24 protein-coding genes are annotated in these 25,793 nt (G+C 68.9%); 14 read left to right on the top strand and 10 right to left on the bottom strand.

Annotated elements, in window-relative coordinates; translation table 11 throughout:
- Window positions 1-382 precede the first annotated feature (382 nt).
- Window positions 383-2,224: a GntR family transcriptional regulator gene (locus tag ACWEPX_RS09730; protein WP_451896694.1), complete on the top strand. Its 1,842-nt coding sequence runs from the start codon at window positions 383-385 to the stop codon at window positions 2,222-2,224.
- On the opposite strand, the gene ACWEPX_RS09725 is transcribed toward ACWEPX_RS09730, so the two are convergent.
- From ACWEPX_RS09725 to ACWEPX_RS09715, 3 genes are all read right to left on the bottom strand, one after another.
- Window positions 2,202-2,462: a helix-turn-helix domain-containing protein gene (locus ACWEPX_RS09725; protein WP_451896884.1), complete on the bottom strand. Its 261-nt coding sequence runs from the start codon at window positions 2,460-2,462 to the stop codon at window positions 2,202-2,204. The two genes, ACWEPX_RS09730 and ACWEPX_RS09725, sit on opposite strands and share 23 nt — an antisense overlap.
- A 1,479-nt stretch (window positions 2,463-3,941) precedes the next feature.
- Window positions 3,942-4,448 carry an Imm1 family immunity protein gene (locus ACWEPX_RS09720; protein ID WP_451896693.1) on the bottom strand — a complete coding sequence of 169 codons (507 nt, stop codon included), beginning with the start codon at window positions 4,446-4,448 and terminating at the stop codon, window positions 3,942-3,944.
- Window positions 4,445-5,182, bottom strand: a complete 738-nt coding sequence (locus tag ACWEPX_RS09715; protein ID WP_451896692.1) for a DddA-like double-stranded DNA deaminase toxin — start codon at window positions 5,180-5,182, stop codon at window positions 4,445-4,447. The genes ACWEPX_RS09720 and ACWEPX_RS09715 overlap by 4 nt, the downstream gene beginning before the upstream one ends.
- 357 nt (window positions 5,183-5,539) lie before the next feature.
- Here ACWEPX_RS09715 and ACWEPX_RS09710 point away from each other — a divergent pair, with 357 nt between their 5' ends.
- From ACWEPX_RS09710 to ACWEPX_RS09675, 8 genes are all read left to right on the top strand, one after another.
- Window positions 5,540-6,754: a helix-turn-helix domain-containing protein gene (locus ACWEPX_RS09710; protein WP_451896691.1), complete on the top strand. Its 1,215-nt coding sequence runs from the start codon at window positions 5,540-5,542 to the stop codon at window positions 6,752-6,754.
- 267 nt (window positions 6,755-7,021) lie between these two features.
- Entirely contained in the window at window positions 7,022-7,852 is an 831-nt protein-coding gene (locus ACWEPX_RS09705; protein WP_451896690.1) for a helix-turn-helix domain-containing protein, read from the top strand.
- A 104-nt stretch (window positions 7,853-7,956) separates the two neighbouring features.
- Window positions 7,957-8,766, top strand: coding sequence for a hypothetical protein (locus ACWEPX_RS09700; RefSeq protein WP_451896689.1), 810 nt, complete (start codon window positions 7,957-7,959; stop codon window positions 8,764-8,766).
- A complete protein-coding gene (locus tag ACWEPX_RS09695; protein ID WP_451896688.1) occupies window positions 8,735-10,210 on the top strand; it encodes a B12-binding domain-containing radical SAM protein in 1,476 nt (491 codons plus the stop codon). Before ACWEPX_RS09700 ends, ACWEPX_RS09695 begins: the two co-directional genes overlap by 32 nt.
- Complete coding sequence (gene tmk / locus ACWEPX_RS09690) at window positions 10,207-10,839, top strand: dTMP kinase (protein WP_451896687.1); 633 nt, start codon at window positions 10,207-10,209, stop codon at window positions 10,837-10,839. Before ACWEPX_RS09695 ends, tmk begins: the two co-directional genes overlap by 4 nt.
- Before the next feature lie 69 nt (window positions 10,840-10,908).
- A complete protein-coding gene (locus ACWEPX_RS09685) occupies window positions 10,909-11,367 on the top strand; it encodes an NUDIX hydrolase (protein WP_451896686.1) in 459 nt (152 codons plus the stop codon).
- A 134-nt stretch (window positions 11,368-11,501) separates the two neighbouring features.
- On the top strand, window positions 11,502-11,693 hold the full coding sequence (locus ACWEPX_RS09680) for a hypothetical protein (RefSeq protein ID WP_451896685.1): 192 nt from the start codon (window positions 11,502-11,504) through the stop codon (window positions 11,691-11,693).
- Between the two features lie 729 nt (window positions 11,694-12,422).
- The gene (locus ACWEPX_RS09675; RefSeq protein ID WP_451896684.1) at window positions 12,423-15,653 is read left to right on the top strand and encodes an RHS repeat-associated core domain-containing protein; all 3,231 of its coding nucleotides are present in this window, start codon (window positions 12,423-12,425) and stop codon (window positions 15,651-15,653) included.
- 77 nt (window positions 15,654-15,730) lie between these two features.
- On the opposite strand, the gene ACWEPX_RS09670 is transcribed toward ACWEPX_RS09675, so the two are convergent.
- The 4 genes from ACWEPX_RS09670 to ACWEPX_RS09655 form a co-directional block, all read right to left on the bottom strand.
- Window positions 15,731-16,066, bottom strand: a complete 336-nt coding sequence (locus ACWEPX_RS09670) for a hypothetical protein (RefSeq protein ID WP_451896683.1) — start codon at window positions 16,064-16,066, stop codon at window positions 15,731-15,733.
- A gap of 220 nt (window positions 16,067-16,286) precedes the next feature.
- On the bottom strand, window positions 16,287-16,814 hold the full coding sequence (locus ACWEPX_RS09665; RefSeq protein WP_451896682.1) for a DUF3558 family protein: 528 nt from the start codon (window positions 16,812-16,814) through the stop codon (window positions 16,287-16,289).
- The gene (locus ACWEPX_RS09660) at window positions 16,811-17,779 is read right to left on the bottom strand and encodes a hypothetical protein (RefSeq protein ID WP_451896681.1); all 969 of its coding nucleotides are present in this window, start codon (window positions 17,777-17,779) and stop codon (window positions 16,811-16,813) included. Before ACWEPX_RS09660 ends, ACWEPX_RS09665 begins: the two co-directional genes overlap by 4 nt.
- Window positions 17,780-17,796: 17 nt before the next feature.
- Window positions 17,797-18,093 (bottom strand): hypothetical protein, encoded by a 297-nt coding sequence (locus tag ACWEPX_RS09655; RefSeq protein ID WP_451896680.1) that lies wholly within the window; start codon window positions 18,091-18,093, stop codon window positions 17,797-17,799.
- Between the two features lie 365 nt (window positions 18,094-18,458).
- Here ACWEPX_RS09655 and ACWEPX_RS09650 point away from each other — a divergent pair, with 365 nt between their 5' ends.
- Both ACWEPX_RS09650 and ACWEPX_RS09645 read left to right on the top strand, forming a co-directional pair.
- The gene (locus ACWEPX_RS09650) at window positions 18,459-19,568 is read left to right on the top strand and encodes a serine hydrolase domain-containing protein (protein WP_451896679.1); all 1,110 of its coding nucleotides are present in this window, start codon (window positions 18,459-18,461) and stop codon (window positions 19,566-19,568) included.
- A complete protein-coding gene (locus ACWEPX_RS09645; protein ID WP_451896678.1) occupies window positions 19,568-20,623 on the top strand; it encodes an alpha/beta hydrolase in 1,056 nt (351 codons plus the stop codon). Before ACWEPX_RS09650 ends, ACWEPX_RS09645 begins: the two co-directional genes overlap by 1 nt.
- Window positions 20,624-20,698: 75 nt before the next feature.
- Here ACWEPX_RS09645 and ACWEPX_RS09640 read toward each other — a convergent pair whose 3' ends face one another.
- Complete coding sequence (locus ACWEPX_RS09640; protein ID WP_451896677.1) at window positions 20,699-21,340, bottom strand: hypothetical protein; 642 nt, start codon at window positions 21,338-21,340, stop codon at window positions 20,699-20,701.
- Between the two features lie 10 nt (window positions 21,341-21,350).
- Window positions 21,351-21,938: a hypothetical protein gene (locus ACWEPX_RS09635; protein ID WP_451896676.1), complete on the bottom strand. Its 588-nt coding sequence runs from the start codon at window positions 21,936-21,938 to the stop codon at window positions 21,351-21,353.
- 273 nt (window positions 21,939-22,211) lie between these two features.
- Between ACWEPX_RS09635 and ACWEPX_RS09630 the strand changes: the two genes are divergently transcribed.
- Window positions 22,212-23,153, top strand: coding sequence for a helix-turn-helix domain-containing protein (locus ACWEPX_RS09630; protein ID WP_451896675.1), 942 nt, complete (start codon window positions 22,212-22,214; stop codon window positions 23,151-23,153).
- On the opposite strand, the gene ACWEPX_RS09625 is transcribed toward ACWEPX_RS09630, so the two are convergent.
- Window positions 23,128-23,793, bottom strand: a complete 666-nt coding sequence (locus tag ACWEPX_RS09625) for an alpha/beta fold hydrolase (RefSeq protein WP_451896674.1) — start codon at window positions 23,791-23,793, stop codon at window positions 23,128-23,130. The genes ACWEPX_RS09630 and ACWEPX_RS09625 overlap by 26 nt on opposite strands.
- A 452-nt stretch (window positions 23,794-24,245) precedes the next feature.
- Between ACWEPX_RS09625 and ACWEPX_RS09620 the strand changes: the two genes are divergently transcribed.
- Complete coding sequence (locus ACWEPX_RS09620; protein WP_451896673.1) at window positions 24,246-24,761, top strand: DUF4365 domain-containing protein; 516 nt, start codon at window positions 24,246-24,248, stop codon at window positions 24,759-24,761.
- A complete protein-coding gene (locus ACWEPX_RS09615) occupies window positions 24,758-25,774 on the top strand; it encodes a hypothetical protein (protein ID WP_451896672.1) in 1,017 nt (338 codons plus the stop codon). Before ACWEPX_RS09620 ends, ACWEPX_RS09615 begins: the two co-directional genes overlap by 4 nt.
- The last annotated feature ends 19 nt before the right edge of the window (window positions 25,775-25,793 follow it).

Raw genomic sequence — 25,793 nt, 5'->3', positions numbered from 1 at the left:
CGCAGGGTGTCCACCGTGCGAACCAGACTCGACGCAAAGGAGATCGCCAGATCACGCGCGACTCCCTGGCGTCGACTCGTCGTCACCGACGAGCTGGGCCGAGACTTGTCCGCTACTCCGATCGAGCGATACTCGGTGCTCAACGACCAGACGTCCCCTCAAGAAACCCCTGGTCGGAGCTGTTCCCATCTGCTGCGTGTCCTGCCGGGGGCACACCACGAGAAGCCGATCTCGACAGGCGCTGAATGCGCAGGTCAGATCGGCTTTCTGCGTTGAGTGCCGGGTCCACCTGGGTCTCTGCCAGCGATCTTGAAAGGGATCGCGTGCCATGACCCGTGCCATATCGGCACCCGCCGCCACTGTGGCGAGCTACCCCTCCGGTGTGCCGGAAGCCCGGACCACCCGAAGGCGCCCGCAGCCGAAGGGGTACATCCAACGTCTCAAGAGCGGCTCCCTGCGCGTGCGCGTCTACGCCGGGATCGACGCCCTCACCGGCAAGCACCACTACCTCGACGAGGTTATTCCCGCCGGACCCGACGCCGCCGACCGCGCCGAACAAGCCCGCGCCCGCTTGGTCGACCTGGTCGTCCAGGACCGCCAGCCCAAGACCAACGCCACCATCAGCCAGCTGCTGCGCACCCACCTGGACTTCACCAACCCCGACCCCCGAAGCAAGCACTCCCTCGAGTGCTACATCGCCAAGCACATCGACCCGAAGATCGGCAAACGCTCCATCAACGCCGTGCGCGCCTACGACTTCGAATGGTTCTACGTAGAACTCCGCCGCTGCCGCGACCACTGCGACGGCACCCCGTTCGTGAAGCATCGGACCGACGGGGCCCACAAGTGCACCACCAAGTGCAGGCCGCACACCTGCCGCCCGCTGGGCGCGGCCACCATCCGCAAACTCCACTTCCTGCTCAACGCCGCCTTCACCAACGCCGTCGTCTGGGAATGGATCACCGACAACCCAGTCACCCCCGCCCGTAAACCCGCCCCACCCCCGCCACGACCGAAACCACCCACCGTCGACGAGGCGGCCGCACTCCTCAACGAAGCCTGGCGCCACGGCTACGGCCCCTTCATCTGGCTCGCCATGACCACCGGCGCCCGCCGCGGCGAACTCTGCGCCCTGCGCTGGCGCTCACTGCTGGTCCGCCACACCACCGACGGCGACCACGACTGCGTAGAGCAGAAATGCCAGTGGACCCTCGAGATCCGGGTATCGCTAGGTCACCACGGCGACCACCTCTGGGAAACCGACACCAAGACCCACCAGATCCGCAAGATCGCCCTTGACCCCGAGACCGTCGCGGTTCTGCTCACCCACCACGAACACGTCCGACGCACCGCAGCGTCAATCGGCTGCACCCTGACCGACGACTGCTACATGTTCCCCGCCACCCCCGACGGCCGCACCCCGATGAAACCCCCCTCGGTGAGCCAACGCTACGCCCGCTGGGCCAAACGACTCGGCATCACGACCAGCCTGAAAGCCCTCCGCCACTACTCCGCCACCGAACTCATCGTCGGCGGCGTCGACATCCGCACAGTCGCAGGCCGCCTCGGCCATGCCGGCGGCGGAACCACCACCCTCAAGGTCTACACCGCCTGGATCTCCGAAGCCGACCAACGAGCGGCCATGACCCTCATGGCCTCCATGCCCTCCCGTCCAGCCGCCCTACTGCGCCCGGCACACGACACCCGGGGCCAGGACAGCCCCTACCTCGCCGTCGCCGACGCCCTCACCCACCGCATCACCACCGGCGACCTCCCCATCGGCCAACCCCTGCCCACCGTCAAGGAACTCGCCACCACCTTCAACGTTTCCGTCGGCACCGCCCATCGCGCGGTCGCCGTCCTCACCGAGGCTGGCTTGGTCTCCGCCTCCCGCGGCAAACGAGCCACCGTCATCGCCCTACCCGCTGGCAGTCCACCGCTCGACCCCGCAAACAGCCCGACGCCTCCCGCCCTCCTCGCCCTCCCCGCGAAGAGCGAGCCAGCGGACTCGAAGCAGTGGCTGATCGCCGAAACAATCCACTGCGGCACCACCGTCCGCACCGTCCGAGCCCACGTCAACCCCAACGACTACGACGCCCTCCTCAAACTCCTCCGCAACTCACTCCGACACCTCGGCATCCCCGCGAACCAAGCCGACGAATACGAACTCACCATCCGATCAGCCCCTCACGCCGCACCGATCACGACCGTGGCTGCGGCATAACAACCGGAGAATCCTCAACACAACCGACCTCCTCCGCATCGACAACCGTCGAGCGCTGAATGGCCTCATTCTCCAACCGCTCAAGCACGACCAACGGAATCAAGATCCGAGACCGCATCCTCACCGCCGGAAATCCCCCACCTTCGATCATCCGATACAAGGTCATCCTGGAAACCCCCAACACCTTCGCAGCCTCAGCAACACCACAAAACCGAGCCTCGCCCTGCCGTCTAGTCATCCCGCCACCTTCTTCGCCATCCAACCAATGCCGACGCAACAAGCCCGTTTGATCCACCCATGCCCCACCTTGTCACGCAGTTCGATGTCGCTCTCACCGACACAGACATTCGATAGCTCGCACTGGCCTCCGCGGGCAGCGCAGCGGGCTGCTGGAGACGACATTGAATCCACACCGACTTGAGCGAGTCGACGCTGCCTTGGTGGGTGTCATCGCCGCGGGAGGAGACGGCCAGGTTGAGCTCCCTACCGACCCAAGGGGGTCGGTGCTGCCCGCGCTGCCGCAGCCTGCGGCTCTTCGCCGCATCGAAGTTGAGATCCTCACCGACCCGGATGGTTCGGTGCTGCCTCGCCAAGCTCGCCTTGTTCTTCGGCAAGAAGCTGTTGAGATCCTCACCGACCCGGGTGGGTCGGTGCTGCACCCCGACTTGGCGAGGTTGTCGGCAAGCGTTGCCTCGTTGAGATCCTCACCGACCCGGGTGGGTCGGTGCTGCCAGGAACCGGGCTGCCCGACCGCAAGCCAGCCGGTTGAGATCCTCACCGACCCGGGAGGGTCGGTGCTGCCATCGCCGCGATCATCGTGTCTCTACTGAAGTGAGGTTGAGATCCTCACCGACCCGGGAGGGTCGGTGCTGCTCCCTGGCGAGCCACGCTAGGGGCGGGGGCGGGGGTGGGTTGAGATCCTCACCGACCCGGGAGGGTCGGTGCTGCCCTGCTTGACCAGCGCAGACTACCGACGACCAAGTCGTGCAGGGTCGCGGGATGTGCGGTGGCAGGCGGACACGCCATGCAGGTGCTTCGGAACCTCCCGGCGTGTCGGGTCGCACTGGAGGTTCCGAACCTGGGCATCGAGGGCCGCCAAGGGGTCTGACCGCAGGTACGGGACGGCACCTTCAGGTTCATGCGCAACTCCGACTCGGGCAGGTCGGCGCTGTCCCAGGTAAGACGGCGACGGAGTGGGCGAAAGGTGTCAAGACCCACCGACCCGCGAGAGTCGATGCTGTCCTGCTCGACCAGCGCAGCGTTCGGAGGGCCACCTTGTGGCGACCTCAGGGACGCGCGGCTACGAGCCAATCGACGCGGGAGGCAGTTCGAACCTATCGGCGTGTCGGATCGTACTCGAGGGTCCGAACCACGTTGAGAACCCACGTGTGCAGGCGTCACCCCCTGCCCCCGGTAGAAAGCGCGCCGCTCATTGCCCGCTGCCGTCATATACCGCCCGCTGGTAGGCGGAGTGATGGATGCCGTGACAGACCGAGCAACACGACTTGCCTGCGGCAGCCTGGCCACCAGTCGCGTTGAAGGCGTAGCTCTCACGCGCATGCCTCAGCCCGCGCACACTTTCCGAGGCGCGAGATGAGCACGGTCATCCCGGCGATCAGCAGCCTGCGAGGTGGAGGCTGGCAGGGGTACGAACGGTGGCCAGGACCGGTCGGCACGCCGGACGGGCCGTGCTACGCGCTGGCTAGCTCGCCCGTCCTCAGCCCCAAACGTCGGGGTCGAAGGGATCGGGCATGTCACTTTCCCCTTCGGGGTTTCGGGGAGGTATCCATTCCTGCCACTGCACCCCGGTGGGCCTGCTGCCCAGTTGTGCGAACTCGTGCACCGCTGCCCTGACCTCGGGCAGTGGTAGCTCTGCGTCTGGAGGGAACTCGAACACGTGTTGCTGCCAGTCGTAGATCAGACTGGACGTCACTGCTCGATCAACCGGCTGGGGCGTCACCGTGTCCTTGGCCGCGTGTCCAGAGGCGGTGTTCCGGCTGTAGTAGCCGCCGTCCGCGTGCGTGTAGTAGAGGGCGCCGACATCGCCGTTCAACCCGACGTACAGAACCGGGCTTTCGTCACCTCCGCGGGTGACCGTCGCGACGTTCCCGTAGTCAGCGTCAAGGCCGTTGATCTCGTCCAAGGCTGCGTCGATCTCCCCTGCCGTGGTGGCGACCCGGTCGACGCCCTGCCCGATCCGGTACCAGAAGCGAAGGGGTGTCACATCGTCTCCCCGGTGAAGGTCTGTCGGTAGGAGGGTGTGATCACGGTAATCGAGCATCCCGGTGGCAGCAGCCGGGGCAGGTAGACCTGACAGGAGGCGCTGCCTCCGCAGATCTCGTTATTGATCACCAGAGTGACTCGGGGTGTCTGACCGGTGTGCTCGTGCCGCTGCCTGATGAGCGCGGCGAGCTTGATCTCCACGTGGGTGCGGATCGCCGCCAGATTGGCCCCGAACTGGGCGAGGTAGGAACCCGCGAGGTCCGACACCTTGTCCTCACCGCTGACGAGCGACTGGGCGGGCCGGTCTCCCACGAACCAGCGCCCGTGGGTCTTGCGGCCGGACCGGCGGCCCTCGATCGGCGGAGGCAGATCTCGCCGGAGCTGCTCGACACGATCGCGCCCCGGTGTCGGGGCGCCGGTCGACGTGGGAGTGGGCACCGGGCGTCGGGGCGGCGCCTGGGCTGGCTGGGTATCGCCGGCGACCGTGGCCAGGTAGTCGGAGAAGACCCGGTGCACCTCGGCGGCTTGGCCGAGAACCTCGGCGATCCGATTGAGCGCCGTCGTGTGCGCCGCTATCGCCTGTCCAGGTTCCGGTCGCTGGCTTCCCCGTGTGACTTGCTGAACCGTGGTTCGGGCGCCGTCGAACAGGGTTGCCGCAGAGATCAGCGCCGCCCTCCCGGCGTCGACCTTGGCCAGCCCCTCGCGAATCGCGGCGACGGCATCGGCAAGGGACACCGGTCCATCCTCACGGCCAGCAGTTGCTACCAAGCCGGTTCACGACGAATGACGTGTTGATCCACCCAATCGGGTGAACACGCGAAGGCATCGGCCTGAAGGCCAACCAGCGTGACCAGGCACGTTGCCTGCCGCCTTCCCTGGGGGAACTACCCGGCGCGACCTAGGCATGGCGCAAGACCACCGAGTGCTCGTGCTGGCGCCGAAAGCGGACGTTCAGCGGATGAACTCGGTACAGCCGCAGCCGTGCCGCTTTCGCGGGTTAGGCTGCTGTTGGAACATCGAGCCGAACCGATCTCACGCCCCTGGTAGATCGCCGAGCAGGTTCGGCGCGGGTCCCTCGGGGAAGGGGTTCTGATGAGCGACCGCACAGACCTGGGTGCACGGATCCGCCAGCTCCGCGGAAAGCTGCTCTCCCAGCACGACTTGGCTAGTCGGGCACAGGTGAGCGTCGATCTCATCCGCAAGCTGGAGCAGGGCAGGCGCCATACCGCCAGCGTGCCGAGCCTGCAGCGCATCGCACGAGCCCTCGACGTGTCCGTCGCAGACCTACTGGGGAAGCAAGCCGCAGTCCCCTCCCGAGCACCGCATGCAGGTGTCGTGGCGATCCGCCAAGCGCTCACTCCGGTGGATGACCTCGTGGGCGACGTGGTGGAGGATGTCGACGTACTGGGCGACGCGGAGCTGGCCTTGGAGGAAGCCGAGCGCGCAGTCACTTATCTCTGGGGAGCGTACTGGTCGGGTCGCTACGAACTGCTCGTGACCCTCGTGCCCAACGCTATCGCGCAGGCCAGAGCCACCCTCCGCGCTGTGCCCACCGCGAAGCAGCCCCGAGCCGCGCATATCCTGGCGCGTGCCTACCAGGTCGCCGGGGACACCCTCGTGCACCTAGGACACCTCGACATCGCGTGGCTGGGCATCCGGCTGGCCATTGCTACCGCGCAGGACGGCGCCGATCCCCTGTGCGATGTCGCGCCTCGCGTATCGGCCGCCTGGCACCTGCTGGTTCAAGGCCGCTACGACGAGTCGGAGCGGGTCGCGCTTTCTGCGGCGCACACCGTGGAGCCCACCGGCGAGGCATCGGACTCCCAGCTGGCCGCGTACGGGATCCTGATGGTCACCGGCGCAACCGCCGCTGCTCGAGCGCATCGCTCCTCCGCCACCGACCTGCTCGCCGAAGCCACTGCGGCGGCGGGGCGCCTCGGGTACGACCGCGTCGACCACCAGACCACTTTCGGCCCGGCGAAGATCGGCGTGATGGCCGTCGACGTGGCCGTCGTCCAAGACGACTTCACCGGCGCGCTGGCCGCTGCCAGCCGGATCGCCGACACCTCCACGACCCTGCCCGCGGTCGCCCGAGCACGGCATCTGTCCGATGTGGCCTTCGCCCACCTGCGACTCGGGCACGGGACCAAGGCCCTGCACGCCCTGCTAGCCGCCGAACGCACAGCACCCGACTGGATGCGATTCCAGCGCTTCCCCCAAGCCGTCACCGCCGAACTGCTGCACAAAGAGCGTCGTGTTCCGACGCCCTTGCGGGAGTTGGCCATTCGGCTAAGGGTTTCAGGATAGATCCCCTGTCTACCCCGATCAGGCAGTAGGACACCTTGTCCTACTGCTTACTGCTTCCTGATCCATATCCTGAGCGCCAGATGGCAGGCGGCTGTCGTGAACTGATGGATGTGCGAGTGTCCGACAGACCGGTGCTGCCGATTCGCTAGTCGACGTCCGTTGTGGGATGGATGAAGCAGGTGCGTCGCACGAAACTGCAGCGTTGCGGCACCTTCTGCGCAGTCCCACAGATGACGTTGACGTGGAAGTGCGTGAAGGGCTTGAGCGATGACGCGGGTGGTTCGTAGGAAGCCGCATGCCCGGGCGCGGATGCTGGGTGCCCAGCTTCGGGCCATGCGGATGCGTGCCGGATTGAGCCTGGAGCGCGCAGCGCAGTTGGCCCAGATCTCGTTGTCGTCGATGAGTCGGACCGAGAACGGGCTGCGCCGGATCAGCAGCGAAGACGTCGCTGGCCTGCTCGGCCTCTACCGGGTACCCGTTCGGCTGCGCACGGCCATCATCGCGATGGCCCGGTTCGACGAGCAGGCGGGCTGGTGGCACCCCGAACTGGACGCGGACCTGGCCACGGCCGACGCCCTGGACACCTACGCGCGCGACGCTCACACCGTCACCGAATGGGTGATCACCTGCGTTCCACCGCTGCTGCAAACACAGGCTTACGCCCTGGCCCGCATGCACGCCGAAGGCCTGACCGACAGCGCTGCGGCCGTCAGGTGGCACAGGCAGCGCCAGAAGCAGGAACTCCTCCGCAGGGTGGACCACACCGCGTTCATCCACGAGTTCGCCCTCCGCACACCCTACGGCGGCACGGCCATCCTGAGCGAACAACTCCGCCACCTCATCGCAGCACCCGACCGAGGCGTCGGCATCCGGCTCGTGCCCGCCGGAGCACCCCTGAGCGCGCTCACCCACTCCTGGCTCATGCTCGACTTCCCCAAAGATCCACCCATCGTGTACCTGGAACTGCACCACAGCAGCGTCTACCTCCACGAACCCACAGCCCACCACTACACCCGCCAACGCGAACAACTCCGCCGCACAGCCCGCACCGTCGCCGACACCCGCAAGCTCCTGCAGGCGTTCATCGGGCAAGTCTGATCGCGGTAGCCAATCCGTCCCCTCGGTGAAGAAGGTGGCACGTGGGCGTAACAGAGAACGGGGTGGCGATGATGGTCCACTAGCCCGTTGTCGAAAGGATCGGTATGCGCTCGGCACAGGTCATGTTCGACCACCCGGCTTGGCAGATCGCCGAGGACGGAACTGCGTGGCGGGCGGTACGCCTCCGCGACCAGGTCCTCGCGGTCGTTGTCCGGACGAGCGCGGATGGCGTCTCGATTGATGCCGTGCCGGAGGTATCGAGGCTGTTCCGGCTGGTCGATCCCGGTGGCTTGGTCGGCGAGGCGGCATTGGTGGATCCGTTGCAGGCTGCTGGGGCGGTGTTGCGGTTGGCCAACCCCGACCTGTGGGATGCGCTCGCCACCGGGATCGTGAGGCAGGTGATCCGTGCCGGGCAGGCGCGGTTGCTGTATCGGGATTTCTGCCGTGCCCACGGGGAGAACGTCGAGACTCCGGCGGGGCCTGCGTGGCTGTTTCCCTCCCCGGACGCGGTGTTGGCGTTGCCGGACACCGAGTTCACCCGGTTGGGCATGTCCTTCAAGCGCGCGCCCTTGCGCGCGGCGGCCGAGGCCTACCTGGCCCGGCATAGCGACTGGGCGTCCTTGCCCGCAGCCGAGCTGGTGGCCGCGGTGCAAGAGGTGCCGCGCATCGGGCCGTGGACCGCGGGCGCCGCCGTCGCGGACGCGACCAACGACTTCAGCCTGTATCCGTTCGCCGACCTCGCCGTGCGCACGTGGGCGCGACGGCTCGCCCCGGCTTACCAGTGGCCGCAGAGCGAGCCCGAGTTCGCCGTCGTATGGCGCGGGTTGGCCGGTGAGCAGCTCTGCGAGTGGACGCTGCTCACCCTCGCGTGGGGAGTACGCCATGCCCAAGCCCAAGGAGCCGCCGCGCTCTGACACCCTCATCGCCGGAGCAGACCCGACGCGCCCGGTGGACGCGGTGTTCGTCAACGCACCGCTGCGCGACTACGCCGCGCGTCCCCGGGTCAACGACTTCACCCTGCCGGTTCTCGGCCTCGCCTACATCGCCACCTACGCCGCCCGCCAGGGCTTCAACGTCGGCGTCCTCGACGCCGAGGCCCACGGGCTGGGGGTCGAGCAGACCATCGAGCTGGTCAACCAGGCGCGGCCGCGCTGGGCGGGATTCAACCTCCTCGCCCCGACCTACCAGCTCAGCGCCCGCATCGCCGCGTGCCTGGACTCCGGGATCAAGGTCATGCTGGGCGGCCATCACGCCAAGGCCATGCCCGCGGAGGTCCTCACCGACCCGCGCATGGCCCGCTGCGCCGCGCTGGTGCTCGGCGAGGCCGAGACCCGCGTCGCCGAACTCCTCGCCGACCACCGCAACCGAACCTGCCTGCCCGGGGTGATGTGGATCGACCCGATCCTGCGCACCCCCGTGACCGGCGGCCCGCCCGGCGCCAGCCACCACCTGGCGCCCGACATCGACGCCCTACCGTTCGTCGACCGCGTGTACCTCGCCCAAGACCCCTACCTCGCACCGGACGGCAGGCTGGAGGCGAACATGGTCGGAGCGCGCGGCTGCCCGTACGACTGCTCCTTCTGCGGGGCCGCGGTGTCGGCCAACCCCGACATCACCATCCGCACCCGCGATCCGCGCACCATCATCGCCGAGATGCGCCAGCTCCAAGCCCGCGGCGTGGAGGCGTTCCGGTTCGTCGACGACCTCTTCCTCGGTGCCCGCCGCGTCATCGACCGGATGATGGCCGCCTTCACCGCCGAGCAGGTCGGCTCATGGGCGAGCTGGGACGCGACCGGGCGCATCAACGTCCTGCACCGCTGCCCGGACACCCTTTTGGACACCCTCGCCGCCAACGGGCTGCGCGAAGTCGCCCTCGGCATCGAGTCCGGAAGTCCTCGGATGCTCGACCTCATCGACAAGCGCATCACCCCGGACATGGCCGCCGACGTCGTTCGGCGGCTCACCGAGCGCGGTATCGGCGTCAAGGGCTACTTCATCCTCGGCTTCCCCACCGAGACCACCGCCGAGATCGACTCCACCGTGGCCCTCGTCCACCGTCTCTGGGACCTCACCGACCACCAGCCGGGCCGCTTCCGGGCCAGCGTGTTCGAGTACCGCCCCTACCCCGGCACCCCTGACTGGCACCGCCTCATCGCCACCGGCCGCCACCGACCGGAACAGCTGCTCGACTACCAGCCTGTCGACCTCACCGACCAGGGTCTGAACGAGGCCATGCGCGAGCGCGACGAGTTCAACTTCTCCGTCAACCTCCCCCTGGCCGACGCCCCCATCACCTACATCCGCGACCGCCTCACCCACCTCGCCCAGGCCCAACACGATCGGAGGACCACGGCATGAACGGCCCCGGCCTGCTGATCACCCTCGACGGCCCCGGCGGCGCGGGCAAGACCACCACCGCGCGCCACCTGTCCCGCCTCCTGGCGGACCGCGGACACCACGTCCACGCCACCGCCCAACCCTCCACCGACGAACTCGGCCGCATCGCCCGCGCCCACAGCGACCGCTACACCGGCCACGCCCTGGCCTGCCTGGTCGCCGCCGACCGCTACCACCAGCAACTCACCGAGATCCGCCCCCACCGCACCGCAGGCCACACCATCGTCTGCGACCGCTACATCGCCGCCAGCCTCGTCCTGCAGCACATCGACGGCGTCCCCCTCGACTTCCTCACCACCCTCAACACCGCCGTCGACCCACCGGACCTCTCCGTCATCCTCACCACCACCCCCGACACCGCCGCCGCCCGCGTCGCCCACCGCGGCACCCGGCACCGCTTCCACAACGGCCCCGCCTCAGCCGCCCGCGAATCCGACCTCTACCTCCAGGCCTGCCACCGCCTCAACCACCCGACCCTGCTCATCGACACCACCGAGCTAACCCCCGAGCACGTCGCCGAGATCATCGCCAACCGAGTCGGCGAACCCCGAGCAGCTCCGGACCCGCCCCTGCGTAAGGTTCCGGGCTGAGCCACCGGCCACTAGGCCGTTCGGCCCAACCCCGCCGCCGCCCCTCGCAGCCCGGAAGGTCCCGCCCGCATGGCCGACCGCCACCTCATCGACGTCCACGTCCTGCTCCTGCGCGACGACCACGTCCTCCTCACCCAACGCAAGGGCGGCGCCTGGGACGGCATGTGGCACCTCCCCTCCGGCAAACTCGACGCACACGAACCCGCCACCACCGCCGCAGCAAGGGAAGCGGCCGAAGAGGTCGGCGTCCTCATCGACCCCGCCCACCTCACCTGCGTCCACACCATCCACGTCCACGGCTCCGGCCCCGAACCCCGCCTCGGCCTCTTCTTCACCACCACCCACTGGACCGGCGAACCCACCAACCAAGAACCCGACAAATGCTCAGCCCTCGCCTGGTTCCCCCTCCACAACCTCCCCCACAACACCATCGACTACCCCGCCCAAGGCATCCACGCCTACCGCACCGGCACCCCCTACAGCGAACACGGCTGGCTCCCCCAACTCGCCCACACCCCAGCCGGATAACCCTGCTGCCCCTTGGCCCACCACCAAAGGCACAACGACCACAACTGCGAAGCACGACCCGCTGCAAGGCCTCTGCAGGTGTTCATTGGGCAGTTCTGATGTGCAAGTAGGCCGAGTTGCCAGGTGCCATGGGGATGGCCAACGGCGTCGAGCAGCCCGGCCGGGACGCCGAGGGAGTTGAGATTCTCACCGACCCGGGCGGATCGGTGCTGCTGCTCGGCGAGCAGCCCGGCCGGGACGCCGAGGGAGTTGAGATCCTCACCGACCCGGGCGGGTCGGTGCTGCGATCCTCACCGGCCCGGGTGGGCCGGTGCTGCCCTGCTTGACCTGCGAAGACTACTCAATCGCTGAATTCAGCCCGCACCGGAACCGCACTACGACGACCGACACGCCAACTGATCAGCTCGGAACCTCCCGGCGTGTCTGGTCGCACTTAAGGTTCCGAACCTGCCACTGGGGATCTGCGTTGGCGACAGGCTGGCGTGCCATACCCATGCCATGAGTCGGCCTGCGCTCACTGCGCCAGGAGGTACTCTAGTGGCGTCGGCGACATCGAAAGCGCTGGTAGAGGCTCTAGAGACGATCTGGGTCGCTCCCCGGAGGCGGGAGCGCAGGTTCGAATCCTGCCGGGGGCACATCCACGAACAGCCCGCTGACCAGCATAAACACGGTCAGCGGGCTGTTTGCTTGTGTGCGTACTTGTCCGGCTGACAGCCACGCTGAACGGCTGTTTGCGGGTACCTGTGCCCAATTGTGCCCTGATTTCGTCCGCGCGTGGCGGGTTCAGAACCTGGCTCCCTGCCCTAGTGTTGCGTCGGTCACCGATCGAATTTAGTCCGGTAGGTGGCGCCGGAGTACTCCGGTACCAGAACTCCCAAGCTGCGATGGCGGCGAACGGACTCTCTCTACTTCGACGCGCTGGCGGAACCACACCGCTTACCCGCGGTCCGGCGAGGTGCCCTGCTTCGCGATCATCGGGAAGCGCGTCGCGATCGGCTCGGCTGTTCGAGTGATCATCTGCGGGCGGGGTTTGGTGGGGTGGGCGGCCGGGAAAGGTGATCTTGCCGGGTACTGGGGTGCCCTGTCGGGGGGCGTGCGGCGACTGGGGAAGGCTTTCGATGCGACATGGTTGGTCGCGCGGCTTGACGCTGCGCGTTCTCAGCGCTGGGTTGGTGCTGGCTCTGGTGTCCGCGGTTCCGGTTGTGGCTGCGCCGTCCGCGGTTGCGGCGGAAGCTGCGGTGCCCTCGTCGGCGTGGACGCCGGGGCCTGCGACTCGGACGGTTGTGGGTGGTGCGCCGCCTGCTGGTCCGGCGAAGCCCACGACGGCTGCGGGGCCGGTTTCACCGGATGCCGGTGCGGCATCCCTGACCTGCGCAACAGATCCCTGGGGAGTGCTACCGGACTTCCCGATGGAGCGGTTTCGGATCAGTGATCGCCTGCAGTTCGCGGTGAACCTCTCCGACGGCAACCTGTGGGTGGATCACCGGGATCTCACGGTTCGGGGAACCGGGATCCACCTGAACCTCCACCACTCCTACAGCACCGATGCATTCGGCGGTTGGTCGGTGAACGCCGGGCGGGACATGGGGTTGGGCTTCCGCACCGGTCAGGTGATCATGCCGACCGACAGCGGGGCGTGTGTGGAGTTCCGGGAGAACCCGGACGGGAGCTACGGATCGGCCAACCACGGCGTGCGGGCGAGACTGGTGAAGAACGCAGGCGGCTCCTACACCGCACGGTTCACCGACTCCGGCGAAACGTGGTCGTTCAACGCAGGCGGGTGGCCGCTGAACCGCATGGACCGCAACGGCAACTCGCTGACCTACTACTACAACTCAGACGGATCCCTGGCGTCGGTCAGCGACAGCCAAGGTCGGGTCACCACTTTCACCAGCGACGCCAACGGGCAGATCACCCGGATCACCGACCCGTCGGGCACGGTGGCAGGCACCTACACGTTCAACCGCAACAACCAGTTGACGGAGTTCACCGACCGCGACGGCAAGACCGTCCGGTTCACCTACTCGGCCACGAGCCCGTATCACCTGACGTCGCTGGTCGACCAGGCCGGTCGCACGTGGTCGTTCTCCTTCGATGCCCACCATCGGCTGACGGCGGTCACCACGCCGCGGCAGGCGGGCGCGGTGCAGACGAGGTTCGCCTACGACTCCGACAGCCAGACCACGATGACGGACCCGAACGGCAACAAGACCGTCTACACCTTCGACGAGTTCGACCGGCAGGTCTCGGCCAAGGATGCCCTCGGCCACACGCAGTCGCAGACGTGGACGGCTAACAGCGACCTCCAGTCGACCACCGACGGGCTGAACAACTCAACCACCGCCACCTACGACGGTCTCGACAACCTGATCTCCACCAAACTGCCGACCGGCGCGACGACCACCGTGGGCTACACCAGCACCGCACATCCGAACGAGCCGACCTCGATCAAGGACCCGGAAGGCAACGAGCGCACCCTGGAGTACGACGACGCGGGCAACGTGACCAAGGTCCGCTCGACGCAGCTCGCCGCTGACCTGCAGGTCCGCACCTACACAGGGCCGAAGAACCTGCTGGAGACCCTCAAGGACGCCAACGGCCACGTGACGCGGTTCGGCTACGACAACGCCGGGAACCTCACCACCGTGACCCCACCCGCGCCGCTGGGCGCCACCCGCTACACCTACGACTCGCTGTCCCGGGTCACCAGCGTCACCGACGGCAACAACACCCGCATCGACTACGCCTACGACAGGCTCGACCGCGTCGTTGCCATCAGCAGCGCAGGCACAACCCTGCAATCCATGACCTACGACGCGGTCGGCGCCATGACCGGCCGCAGCCACAACGGCGTGACCACCACCTTCACCCACGACACCTACCCCACCGGCCCGCAGATCACCGCCGCCCGCCGCACCCAGGCCGGCTCGACCGAGACTGTCGCCTACAACTACGACAACGCCGGCAATCTCACCAGCCTCACCGACCCGGCAGGAACACACCTACGCCTACGACGCCGCCTACCGCCTCACCGCACTCGCCGACGCATTCGGCCAGACGACGACCTTCGCCTACGACAACGCCGACCGCCGCACCAGCACCGCCTTCCCCGGCGCTGGCACCCAAACCAACGGCTACGACAAAGCAGGCAGGCTCACCAGCCTGGTTGTGAAGAACACCGCGGGCACCGAGCTGCTCAAGGCCACCTACCGCTACACCAACAGCGCTGGCGCAGACCGCACCCAGTTGCAGTCCAAGACCATCGCAGGCACCACCACCGCCTACACCTACGACCCCCTCCGCCACCTCACCCGAGCGGGTGCCGACACCTTCACAGTCGACAACGCGACAACATCACCGCCTTTGCAGGCACCCCACACACGATCAACGCCGCCAGCCAGCTCACCGCCGCAGGTCCGACCACGCTGACTTACGACGCGGCAGGCAGGCTCAACAATGCCGGTGGCGCGGCGATGACCTACTCAGCAACCGACCAATTGGTGCGCACCACCGAGAACGGCACAACCACGTTCAGCGCCACCTATGACACCGTCGACCAAACCCAGCCCCGCATCATCACCGAAACCCGTGACAACGCCACCACGACCCGAGTTCTCACCCACACCGCGCTGGGCCTCACCAGCATCCTCGACGGTGATATCCGCACCAACGTCACCCGGGATCCCAGCGGACGGCTCATCACCGAGGAGATCGGCGATGATCGGTACAACCTGATCACCGACCACCAAGGCAGCGTGCTCGCCGTGCTGAACGCCACCGGCGGCCTGACCGCGACCTTCACCTACGGCCCCTACGGCAGGATTACGCCGACCGGGTCCACCTCAGCCCACAGGTTCGGCTACAACGGCGGCTACACGCTGCGCAACGGCAACATCCTCTTCGGCTACCGGCACTACAACCCAACCTGGGGCCGCTTCACCACCCCCGATCCCACCGGGCAGGAGACCAACACCTACGCCTACGCCCAAGCCGATCCGGTGAACAACGCCGATCCCACCGGGGCGAGCACGGCGTCCACGATCGGCGCGGGGATCGGCAGTGGCATCGGCGCGATCGCGGGCGCGGCGCTGGTCGCGGGTTGCACAGCGGCAGCACCGGTGTGCGCGGCAGGCGCGGGAGTCATGGGCGCCATGGCCGGTGGCGCGCTCGGAGCCCTCGGCTCACAGATCGCGGGCGGCACCAGCTCGGACATCCGCAGCGACGGCATCGGCGGCATCGTGGCCGGGCTGGTGTTCAACCCGGTCACCAAGCTCCTTCCGTTCTGACCCACAACCTGGCCGTGGCGCCCGCCAGACCGGGCGCCACGGCCCTCTCCGCCCCCGGAGGTGCACGTGATCAAAACCTATCTCCTCATCGCCGCCGTCTGGACGGCCTTGATGGCCTTGGCGATCATCTTCCGCGACCGGGTCCCGTGGGCGGTGACAGCACTCGGAGGCGGAGCGATAGTGCTCGTCGCAGGCGCCATAGCCAAACGGTGGAAAAGGACCTGACTTTTGGAGATCAACGCGCCCAGTGCTCGTGCGCTCGGTCCGGCGGCGGCCGGATAGACGCCGATCGGCATCGCCCCGCCGACCTGAACCTGCTCGTTGTCGCTGCCCGCATTGACCGTGGAGTACACCGCAATGGCCGCGCGCTGTGTCGCGGCGCTGTGTGACGACCACGGCTTTCCCGAGTCCACCACGTTGGTGTACCAGGCGTGGCGCGACGTCGAAGAGCCGTCAGGCGCGGGCTTCGCCAGGCGAACGGGACCTATGCGAGGACCGCTCTGCCATGGCTAGGCATCCCGCCCGCGCACGATCACGGTCAACCCGCTCAGCCTGGGTCGTGAGGACGGATGCGGGCGAGATCGAGCGGAAGTGAGGCGTGAACCTTGATCCAGGTGCTGTGGGCTACTGCGGTTACCCGCGTAGTCGCGTGATCATCGTTTCGGCGATGTGCTCGAGTTGGTTGCACAGGTCGGCGTTGGGGGTCTTGGTGGAGAGGTCGAGTTCCAGGCCTTGATCGGGGGCGGTGCCCACGACCAGGCGGCATCCGGTTCCTGGCTGGGTGGTCGTGGTGCGCACCGCTGGTTGGTTGGCGACTGTCAGGGGGGTGAAGACCTCCCAGGTGCTGCTGCGGCGGTAGGTGTCGCCGAGCGGGTCGCCAGTTGGGCGCACCTGAAGACCCAGCCTCAGGTTGCCTTCCCAGACGCAGAGGCCGCGATCTGCGGAGTGGGTCTGGTCGCCGGTCGAAGGCAAGCCGAGGGCCGCGGCTTGGTCGGCGGCGAGCAGTTCACATGCGCGGTCGACATATGCCTGCAGGTCACCCGCCACGGGGACTGCGGGGGCGGTTGTTGGTCGAGGCGGCGGTGGGGGAACGTCGGGTGGGGGTGCTGAGCAGGCGCTGATGCACAGGATCGCCGCAAGCACCGCGGGTCGAAGGGTCATGATGTCCCCAGTCGCTCCGCGATGACGCCGCTGGGTGCTTCTTCCTCCGCCATCCTCCGGCGTTCGTGGTCCACCCTCGGCGAGTACGACTCGACGCTGTGGTTGGCGTTGGCGAAGTGCTCGTAGCGGAAGTCCGGGCTGTCGACGTCCGCGGTCGCGGGGAGCGGCTCCAGCAGGTCGACCTCGTCCCTGCCGAGTTCGGCGTCCTGCTGGTTGAGCCAGTCCCGGATGTCCAGGAGGCCGCTCTCCCACGACCGGCGCAGTTCGTCGCGGTGCCGGATGTAGGAGTCGACCACGGCGCCCGCCTCGCTGCCCTCCAGCGCGATCTCCGCTCCCTTGGTCGAGATCGAGATGATGGAGTCCAGCGATGAGGTGAGCAGGCCCCGCAGGCTGTCGCCGGTGAACGCCCCGATCACCGCTTTGGCGATCTCCGAACCCATGCCGATGTTCGCCTTCGCCTCGCGCGAGGCCTGCTTGCCCATCTCGATGTCGCACGCGGCGATGGTGGCGTCGGCGAGCTCGTAGTAGCTGCGCCGGATCTCAACGGCGAGCTTGTACACCGCGCCCATTGCCTGCACGGCGAGCAGCAGGCGGTCCTGCTGCTGCGTCATGAAGGTGTCGATGAACGACATCTGCTTGGCGAACGCAGTGGCAGCCTCGCCGCGCCAGTTCGCCGACAGCCGCGCTCCGGCGACCTCCAACTCCGCCTTGGCTTCCCCATGCTCGCCGGTGTCGCGGGCGGCCCGCTGGATGCGCAGGTACTCGTCGGTTATCCGCTGCGGATCCAACGCCATGAAGTCCTCTGCGTCGAGGATCAGGCTGTCCGTGTAGGTCTGGCGGGGGTTGCCGGATGGACCGCCCCAGCTCGGAATCCACTCGCCTGCGGCGGTGTACATCTCGAAGATCTTCTCGGCGAGCCGCACTGCGATGTCTCGCATCTCGTCGTCGCCACGCCAGCTCGTCACAACCGCATACCTCCAGGTCAGGCTTGCCCATCCGCCCTGCGGTACAAGGCGATCACCTCGCGCAGGGCCTGCGCGGTCTCATCGACGCGCTCGGCTCCGAGTCGTTGCCTGTTCCCAATTGAGTCGGTGAAGTGGGCATAGGCGTGCTCCATGTCATACACGGCCTGAAACCGACCAGGACCCTCCAAACCCTCGTGCGCGGTGATGATCGGGACAGGAGCCCTAATTGCCTCGGCCACGTTGGGCAGGAAGCGGTTGGCGATCTCATCCAGGCCATCGACCTGCGCCTGGAACTCACCGACATCGTCTGACAAAGCTCCCCCTTGTCCGGCTGTCGATCGGGAGTGTAGGGCGAAGCCCGCCGAGGCGTGGGCGGATTGGACGCATCTGACGGTGGTGAGCGCCGTCGGGGCCAACGGTTACACCGATCAGGTGATGATTTGCGGTTAATAGCTGGCCCCGAAACTCTGCCTGTTTGTGCGGGGGTTGAAAGACAGGCAACGGCTGGGGGCTGGTCACGAGCGGTGGTTTGGTGATCGACTCGTTGCTTGTGAGGACGCGGTGTGGGCGAGGGTGTGGGATTGGCTGGTGTGCTCGGTCAGTTCCCCACCGCGGCTCACCCTCCTCGACTTCCTGGCCAGTGGCGGAGATCAACAACCCAATCAGCAAGGGAGCAGGCATGAAGACCCGACGGCGGCTGGGGGTCGCCTGCGCCGTGGTGCTCGCGGTGGTGGGCCTCGCAACTACCGCCCAGGCGCAGACCGGCCACCCGCAGACGCAGAGCCTGCTCGACCAGTACCTCCTGCACGCCGGGCCGGGTGTGGCAGTGCACGCCGGGGACGCGACGGGGTCGTGGACGTTGACCGCGGGGACGGCCGCGACCGGGCAGAACCGGCCGATCACGGCGGCCGACCACTTCCGGATCGGCAGCCAGACGAAGACGTTCACCGCCGTCGTCGTGCTCCAGCTCGTCGATGAGGGGCGGGTCGAGCTGGACGCGCCGATCGCGCGGTACCTCCCGGGTGTGGTGACCGGGAACTACGACGGCGACGCCATCACCGTGCGGCAACTGCTCCAGCACACCAGCGGCCTCGTGCGCGACGTCCGCGACGCGCGGGCGAACCCGGACGGCACGTACTCCCTCGCCGAGCTGGTCGCCTCCGCGATGGACGAGCCGCCGCAGGGCGCGCCCGGGGCGGCCGTGGCCTACTCCAACGTCGCCTACCTGGTGCTCGGCATGCTCATCGAGCGGATCACCGGCCAGTCGGCAGGCGAGGCCATCACCGCACGGGTGATCACCCCGCTCGGGCTGGACGAGACCTCGTTCCCCGCGGCCCGGACGCGGGCGCTGGCCGCGCCCTACCTGCCGGGGTACACCGGCGGCAGGCTCGGCGGATTCTTCTTCTGGTACGAGACGACCACGGCCATCGAGCTGTCGTTCTGGAGCACGGCGGGGAACATGGCCTCCACATTGGACGACCTCGTCGAGTCCTACCGGGCACTGGGCGACGGGCGGTTGCTCTCCCCCGCCGCGCTCGCCGAGATGCGGCGGGTCGTGCCCGTGGGCGATGCGGGCGTCGGGCTGGGGATCGACCGGGTGCCGCTGCCGTGCGGCGGGGTGGGGTGGGCCAAGAACGGCGCGCTCCACACCGGGCACACCTCGATGACGCTGGTGACCGACGACGGCCGGTTCGCCTCGATCGTCACCAACACGGTGGCCCTCAGCGCGACGGCGGCCACCTTGTCGTTGGACGTCCTGGAATCCGCCGTGTGCGAAGGGGTGTCGTGATGCGTCGGGCCATCGCGGCTACCGCGGCGCTGCTCGGGGTGGTCGCCGCGCCCCCGGCCGCGGCCGAGCCCGCCGCGCCGCCGGTGTTCGCCGACGGGCACGGGCTGACCGTGGTCAAGCAGCCGAGCTGGGTCGACGGGAACGGGCGGACCTTCGTCTTCACCGTGCGCACCGCGCAGGTGCCCGCGTACTCGGTGATGGAGAACCAGGTCTCCGGTGAGCACGTGGTCATGGTGACGCTGCCGGACGACTACGCCTCGGGCAGGCGCTATCCGGTGCAGTACCACCTGCACGGCCACCCCGACCGCCCCAACACCGCCTTCAACCAGCGCATGTTCGAGGACTCCACGGTCGGCGTGCCGCTGATCACCGTGGCGCCCAACGGCTCCGGCCGCGGGTGGTACACCAACTGGGTCAACCCGCCCGCCGCGCTCGGGCCGCAGAACTGGGAGACCTTCCACCTCGACCAGGTGATCCCGTTCATCGACGCCAACCTGCGCACCATCCCCACCCGGGAGGCCAGGGCGATCTCGGGGCACTCGATGGGCGGCTTCGGCGCCGTCCACTACGCCGAGCGGCGCCCGGACCTCTTCGCCTACGTCGGCAGCTTCTCCGGCGGCCTCGACCTGCTCAACCAGGAGCAGCGGGCCGCGGTCACCGCGACGACGCAGCTGCCGGGCAGCGGGACGCCGACCGTGCCGGTCGACGCCATCTTCGGCGCGCCCATCTGGCCGCTCGACGGGGTGTGGAACGCGCGGAGCCCGGCCCAGCACGTGGGCGCGCTGCGCGGGATGGGCATCGCGCTCTACGTCGGCGACGGCGGCAACCTGCTGGAGGACCCGATCCAGGCGGCCGTCGAGAACCGCGCGCTGGCGACCAACCTGGTGACCCGGGACCACCTGGTGGCTGCGGGCATTCCGCATACGTTCATCAACTACGGCAACGGTTCCACGTGGGCGCCGGGGTGCACGGGCAAGCACGCCCAGCCCGCGTGCGTGATGGCCGACATGCGGCACTTCGTGCAACTGCTGTCGCGCGGGCTCACGCAGCCCTAGCGGCAAGGGGTCGTTGCGCCATCCGACGGCGGGCGGTGAGCGGGTGCCCTGGAGTTCCAGGGCACCCGCTCGGTGTCAGGACGCCATCCTCGCGGCCAGTTCGTCCACGGTGTGGATGTTGTGCCAGGACGGGGGGAGTTCGTCGGGGGTGATGAGGCCGGGGACCAGGCCGCTGCCGCCGTCGAAGATCAGGCCCTGGGGGTGGGGGGTGAGCGTGCGCACCGGCGGGGTGGAGCCGACCATCCCGATCTGGCCGGGGATCTCCGCGGGCTCGGTCAGGAAGAGGGCGACCCGGGTGCCTGCGGGTGCGGCCTTGCGGAAGTCCGCCATCGAGATCAGCGGCGTCTTCCCGTCGGCGGCGTTGATCGGGCCGCGGTCGAGGTCGACGTAGAGGCGGTCGCCGTCGAGGAGGCGGGGCTCATCGGCGCCCTTCAGCAGCTTGTCGACCTTCACCACGAGGTAGACCCGCGGGTACGGGGTGCCGCCCGGTTCGGCGAAGTAGGTGACCCCCTCGACGAAGTCCTCGACCGTGCCGACCGCGGTGACCTTGATGAAGTCCTGGGCCGCCAGCGCCTCCGGGGTGCCCAGCGCGGTGTAGGAGTACTCCTTGAACCGCATCACCTGCGGCCCCAACTCCTCGGTGCCGCACCCCGCCACCGAGGCAGCGCACGCGAGGGCCACGACCGCGCCCAACGCCCGTGCAACCACTGAACGCATCTGTTCCCCCTCAGTCGTAGTACAGGTTGAAGTCGGCTGTGTTGTGGTTGCTGTAGGTGACGTCGGTGGGCAGGATCGTGCCGATGTAGCCGCCCGCCATGCAGTCCAGCTGGTTGTCCGGCGGCGGGCTCTGGTGGCCCTTGAACCCGAGGGTGTGGCCGAGCTCGTGGCAGGCGACGGAGGAGTAGCCGTGCTCGTCGTCGGGGGCGTCGCGGCTGATCGCCTCGCCGACGAGGTACACGTGGTTCTGGTCGCACTCGCCGACGTTGCCCGACCCGTCGTTGGGCCACTGGTACTTGCAGAACGCCTCGCCGTACACGCCGTCGCGCCAGGCGTCGAACCAGGCGACGTCCGTGCGGGGCGTGCCGTCGCCGACCGACACGTCGCAGGACGGGTGCAGGCTGACCGCGGGGAGGGCGGAGAGCCGGGCGTCGGCGTAGGTCATGGCGCCGGACATGTTGTCGCTGATGTAGGAGGTGACGCTGGAGGTGAGGCAGTAGGTCACCGTGCCGCCGTCGGCCGCCGCCGGGTTGAAATGGCTCAGGTCGGCGGACGCCTGCGGCGCGAAGAGGGTCGACGCGGCGGACAACGCCGCCATGGCTATGAGGGTTCGGCCGATTCTCGCTTTCATCCGCACCACTCCAGGTGTGTGAACGCGCGCATCCGAGGAGATGCGCAGCCAGGATTTCTTCCCCAGGGAAAGTCGATTCGACGTGATCAGGTTGTCCCGGCCCGGCTGGCCGCGACAAGGGCGGGCGCCGTTCGAGCGGGATCGGGACACGTTCGGGCGCGTTCCGAACACCCCCGAACGGTGCAGGGCAGGCCCGGTTCGGCGGTCGCCCGCGCCCGCGCGTTCGGCCATCCTGGGGAGGTGAGCCTGCAGGAGGGGGACTGCTCGGTCGGGTCGGCGCCGCCACCGGAGCCCGCGGATGCGTGCACCGCGGCCGAGTTCACGGCGGCGCTGCGCGCATTGCGGACGTGGTCAGGCCTGACCTACCGGCAACTCGAAGGCAAGGCGACGGCGCAGTGCGACACCCTCCCGGCCAGCACGATCGCCACCGCCCTCGGCCGCGCCACCCTGCCCAGGGAGCGGTTCGTCGAGGCGTTCACCCGCGCGTGCGGCCTCGGCGAGGACCAGGTCCGGCACTGGCTCGACGCCCGACGGCGCATCGCAGGCGGCGATCCCCCGCAGGCTATCGATCCGCCTTCGCCGCGGTGGCGACGCGCGGTGGCGCTGATCGCGGCTGCGGGCGTCGGGGCGGTGATCGCCTTGGGTGCGACCGCGCTGTTCGACGCGCCGACGCCGGGGTTGTCGGCGACGCCGATCACCGGGCTGCGCATCCTCGCCGTGGGGAGTTGGGCGCGCATCCACCCCGCCCGCACACCCGAGCTGTGCCTCACCGAGGGCACCGACCGCACCGGCCGCTACCCGACCGCGGTCGTCACCCAGCGCCCGTGCACGCAGGCCGACTTGCCGCGGGTGTTCATCGAGCCGTTGGGCGTGGACGTGGTGCAGATCCAATGGCACCACCCGAAGTACCGCATCGGCTGCCTGACCGTGCTCCTCGACGGCCCAGGCCGCGATCTCCTCGAACCCCGGGACGACTGCGCGGACGACAACCCGGCCCAGCGATTCCGGCTGGAGCTGTTCGGCCCGCCTGCCGCCGCGCACTTCCGCATCCGCCCCACGATCACCGACCACTGCCTGAGCCTGCGCGACCAGGACACCGAGAGCGGCGCGGAAGTCGTCCAGGGCCGCTGCTCCGGCGCGGCCGACCAGGACTTCCTCATCGAGCTGATCCCTCCCCCGTGATCTCTGGCCGGGCGAAGGCCAGCAACCGCCGGGCGAGGCGGTCGGGCAGGTCGACGTGGAGGGAGTGGCGGGCTCGTGGCCACAGCTCGACCTCGGCGTGGGGCATCAGGTCTTGGGTGCGGCGGGCGGCCTTGGCCGCGTTGTGCACGGTGCTGCTGCCCGCGTAGATGGCCAGGACGGGCAGGGTGATGGAGCGCAGTTGCGCGGCTGCGGGCGGCCGCTGCGGCGGGAGCTTGCCGGATCCCGGCCAGGATGAGGCGGGGTGTCGGGGCGGTAGAGCCTGGTCGTGCCTGCCGGGGTGGTCACGTCGGGCGGGCCGCTCCTGCTCGATCACCGTCGCCCTGACGCCCGCCGGGGCGGTGGCCCTGTTCGGCTTGCCGATCAAGACACCTCGGTCTCGCTTGCCGACCTGTTGGGCGGGCACGCGGGCGAACTGGTCGCGGGGGCGACGAGTTGTCCGCAGCGGTTCCACGCGGTCGACCGGGTGCTGCTGGCTCGCCGCGGTGCCAGCGCGTTGCCACCGCAGGTCGCGGGTGCGTGGCAGCGGATCACCGAGGCCGCGGGGGCGGTCCGGGTCGCCGACGTCGCCGACGAAGCGGGCTGGACCCGCCAACACCTGCGCGCCCGCTTCCGCGCGCACATCGGCCTCACCCCCAAGACCGTCGCTTGCCTCTCCCGCGCCGCAGCCCTCATGGCAGGCCCATGCCCCCACCCCGAGCCGAAATCGCCACCCGCTGCGGCTACACCGACCAATCCCACCTCAACCGCGACTCCCGCGACCTGGCCGGTCTGCGGCCCTCGGACTACGCGCCTGGCTGATGCCGCTTTCCCTTGGCGGTACGCCCGCGTCCATTGGGGATGGCCTCTGAGCTGGGGGTTAGCTGGTGGCAATTCGGTTCGCCAGGCCCAGGTGGCTACTTCTACGCGGCTGGGGGTTTGCGTTAACGCTGGGCCGTCTGCATCCCATCCTCACCGCGGGGAGGTGGGGGCGCGGCGGAGATCACGGGGCTGGTTGTCGGTGGGGGCGGTGAAGATCGAGAGGCGCGTACAGTACAGCGGCAGTTCGCCCGGTCCGCGGCTGAAAGGTGAACCGTGCTCGACGCGCGCAACCACCAGGGGAAGTTCGGCACCGACTACGTCAGGGTGCTCGCTTCCAGCGCGGGTCTCGTCTGGTCGGAGGACGATGTCGACCTCGACGGGATCGACCTGTGCATCAAGCTGCCGGGGCGGACCCCGCGCGGGTTCTCGCCGCGGATCGATGTGCAGGTCAAGACCGTCTCCGCGGTGAGGCCTCGTGGGGGCGTGATCGACTTCCGGGGGTTGGACGAGGGGCAGTTCACCAAGCTCGCGGGCACGGACTTCCTCGTCCCGCGCTACCTGTTCGTCGTCCACGTGCCGCCCCGGGCGGAGCTGTACGCCGACCTGAGCACCGCGGGCTTGCTGCTGCGCCACATCGGCTACTACGTGTCGCTGCGGGACCGCAGCCCGATCGCGGCCCCCGACCGCAGGCGGCGCACCAAGGTCGAGGTTCCGCTGGGCAACGTCCTCACGGCGGCGAGCCTGCGCGCGCTCGTCACCCGCAGCGCCTGCCTCCCGGCGGTCACATGACCGCCTACCCGCGCGTTGACCAGGTCGTCGACTACCTCACCGCCCGGGGTTGGGAGGTCTCCGGGCACTGGCGCGGCGCCGACATCTGGACCCGGCACGAGTTCGACGTCCTGGTGCCCCGTGCCGACGACACCGCCGACCGCGGGTCGCGGTTGCGCGACCTGCTGGGCTGCGTCGCCGACGCCGAGGAGCGGAGCCCGCGCGCGGTGGCCCGGGACATGCTCTTCCCGAACTCCGATGTCGTGTCCTACCGCGTCGGCCTACCGGAGCTCAGCGCGGTCCCGCTCGGAGCAGGACTGCGTGCGGTGCGGGCGGTGCGGGACCTGATCACCAGCTGCGCCCGGGCGACGGCACGCGACCTGCCCGGCGCCGGTCCCCGCACCCCGGACCAGCTGGTGGACCGGACCTCCGTGTCCTCCGCGGACGACGGCCTGGGATTCGACCTGTTCATCCCGGTCCACCACGAGAGCGCGCCGCGGTTCGGCCGCACGACCACGCTGCGGATGCTGCGCGCCGCGACCGACGCGCTCGCCGCCGACCCGGGGACAGCCGTGGACGCCGCGTCATCGGCCTTGGCGGACTTGGCAGGCGAGCGCCGCGGGTCGGCGTTCGACCTCGTCTTCCACTGGGCCGCCGGGCTGCCCGCCGAGCAGGCGGACACCCGCCTGCGCTTCCCCGCCGGGTTCGGCGCGACCCTGCGCGCCCGCCGGAAGAAGGCCGTCCCCGCCGCCGCCCGGGCCGCTGTCCAGGGCTCCGTGACGCGCCTGTCGAACGACGGCACGCGCCGCGTGGTCACGATCCGCGGCGCCGTCGCGCTGGACGGCCGCCCGACCGGGCGGGTCCGGGCCGTGCGCGTGCGGGTGGACGACCCGCAGACCTACCTCGCCGCCGTCGAGGCGCACGGCGCCGGGCTCCTGGTCCGGGCCGAGGGCGAGGCCACCGCCACCGGCGCAGGCCACAGCATCGTGGCGGGCCCGGGCGGCTTCACCGTCATCGACCGAGATCGCGGATGACCGCGGGAATGGAACCGGG

Source organism: Actinokineospora sp. NPDC004072, from assembly GCF_053604195.1.
The sequence above is the reverse complement of the archived record's forward strand: the minus strand, read 5'-3'. Positions and strand labels throughout refer to the sequence as shown.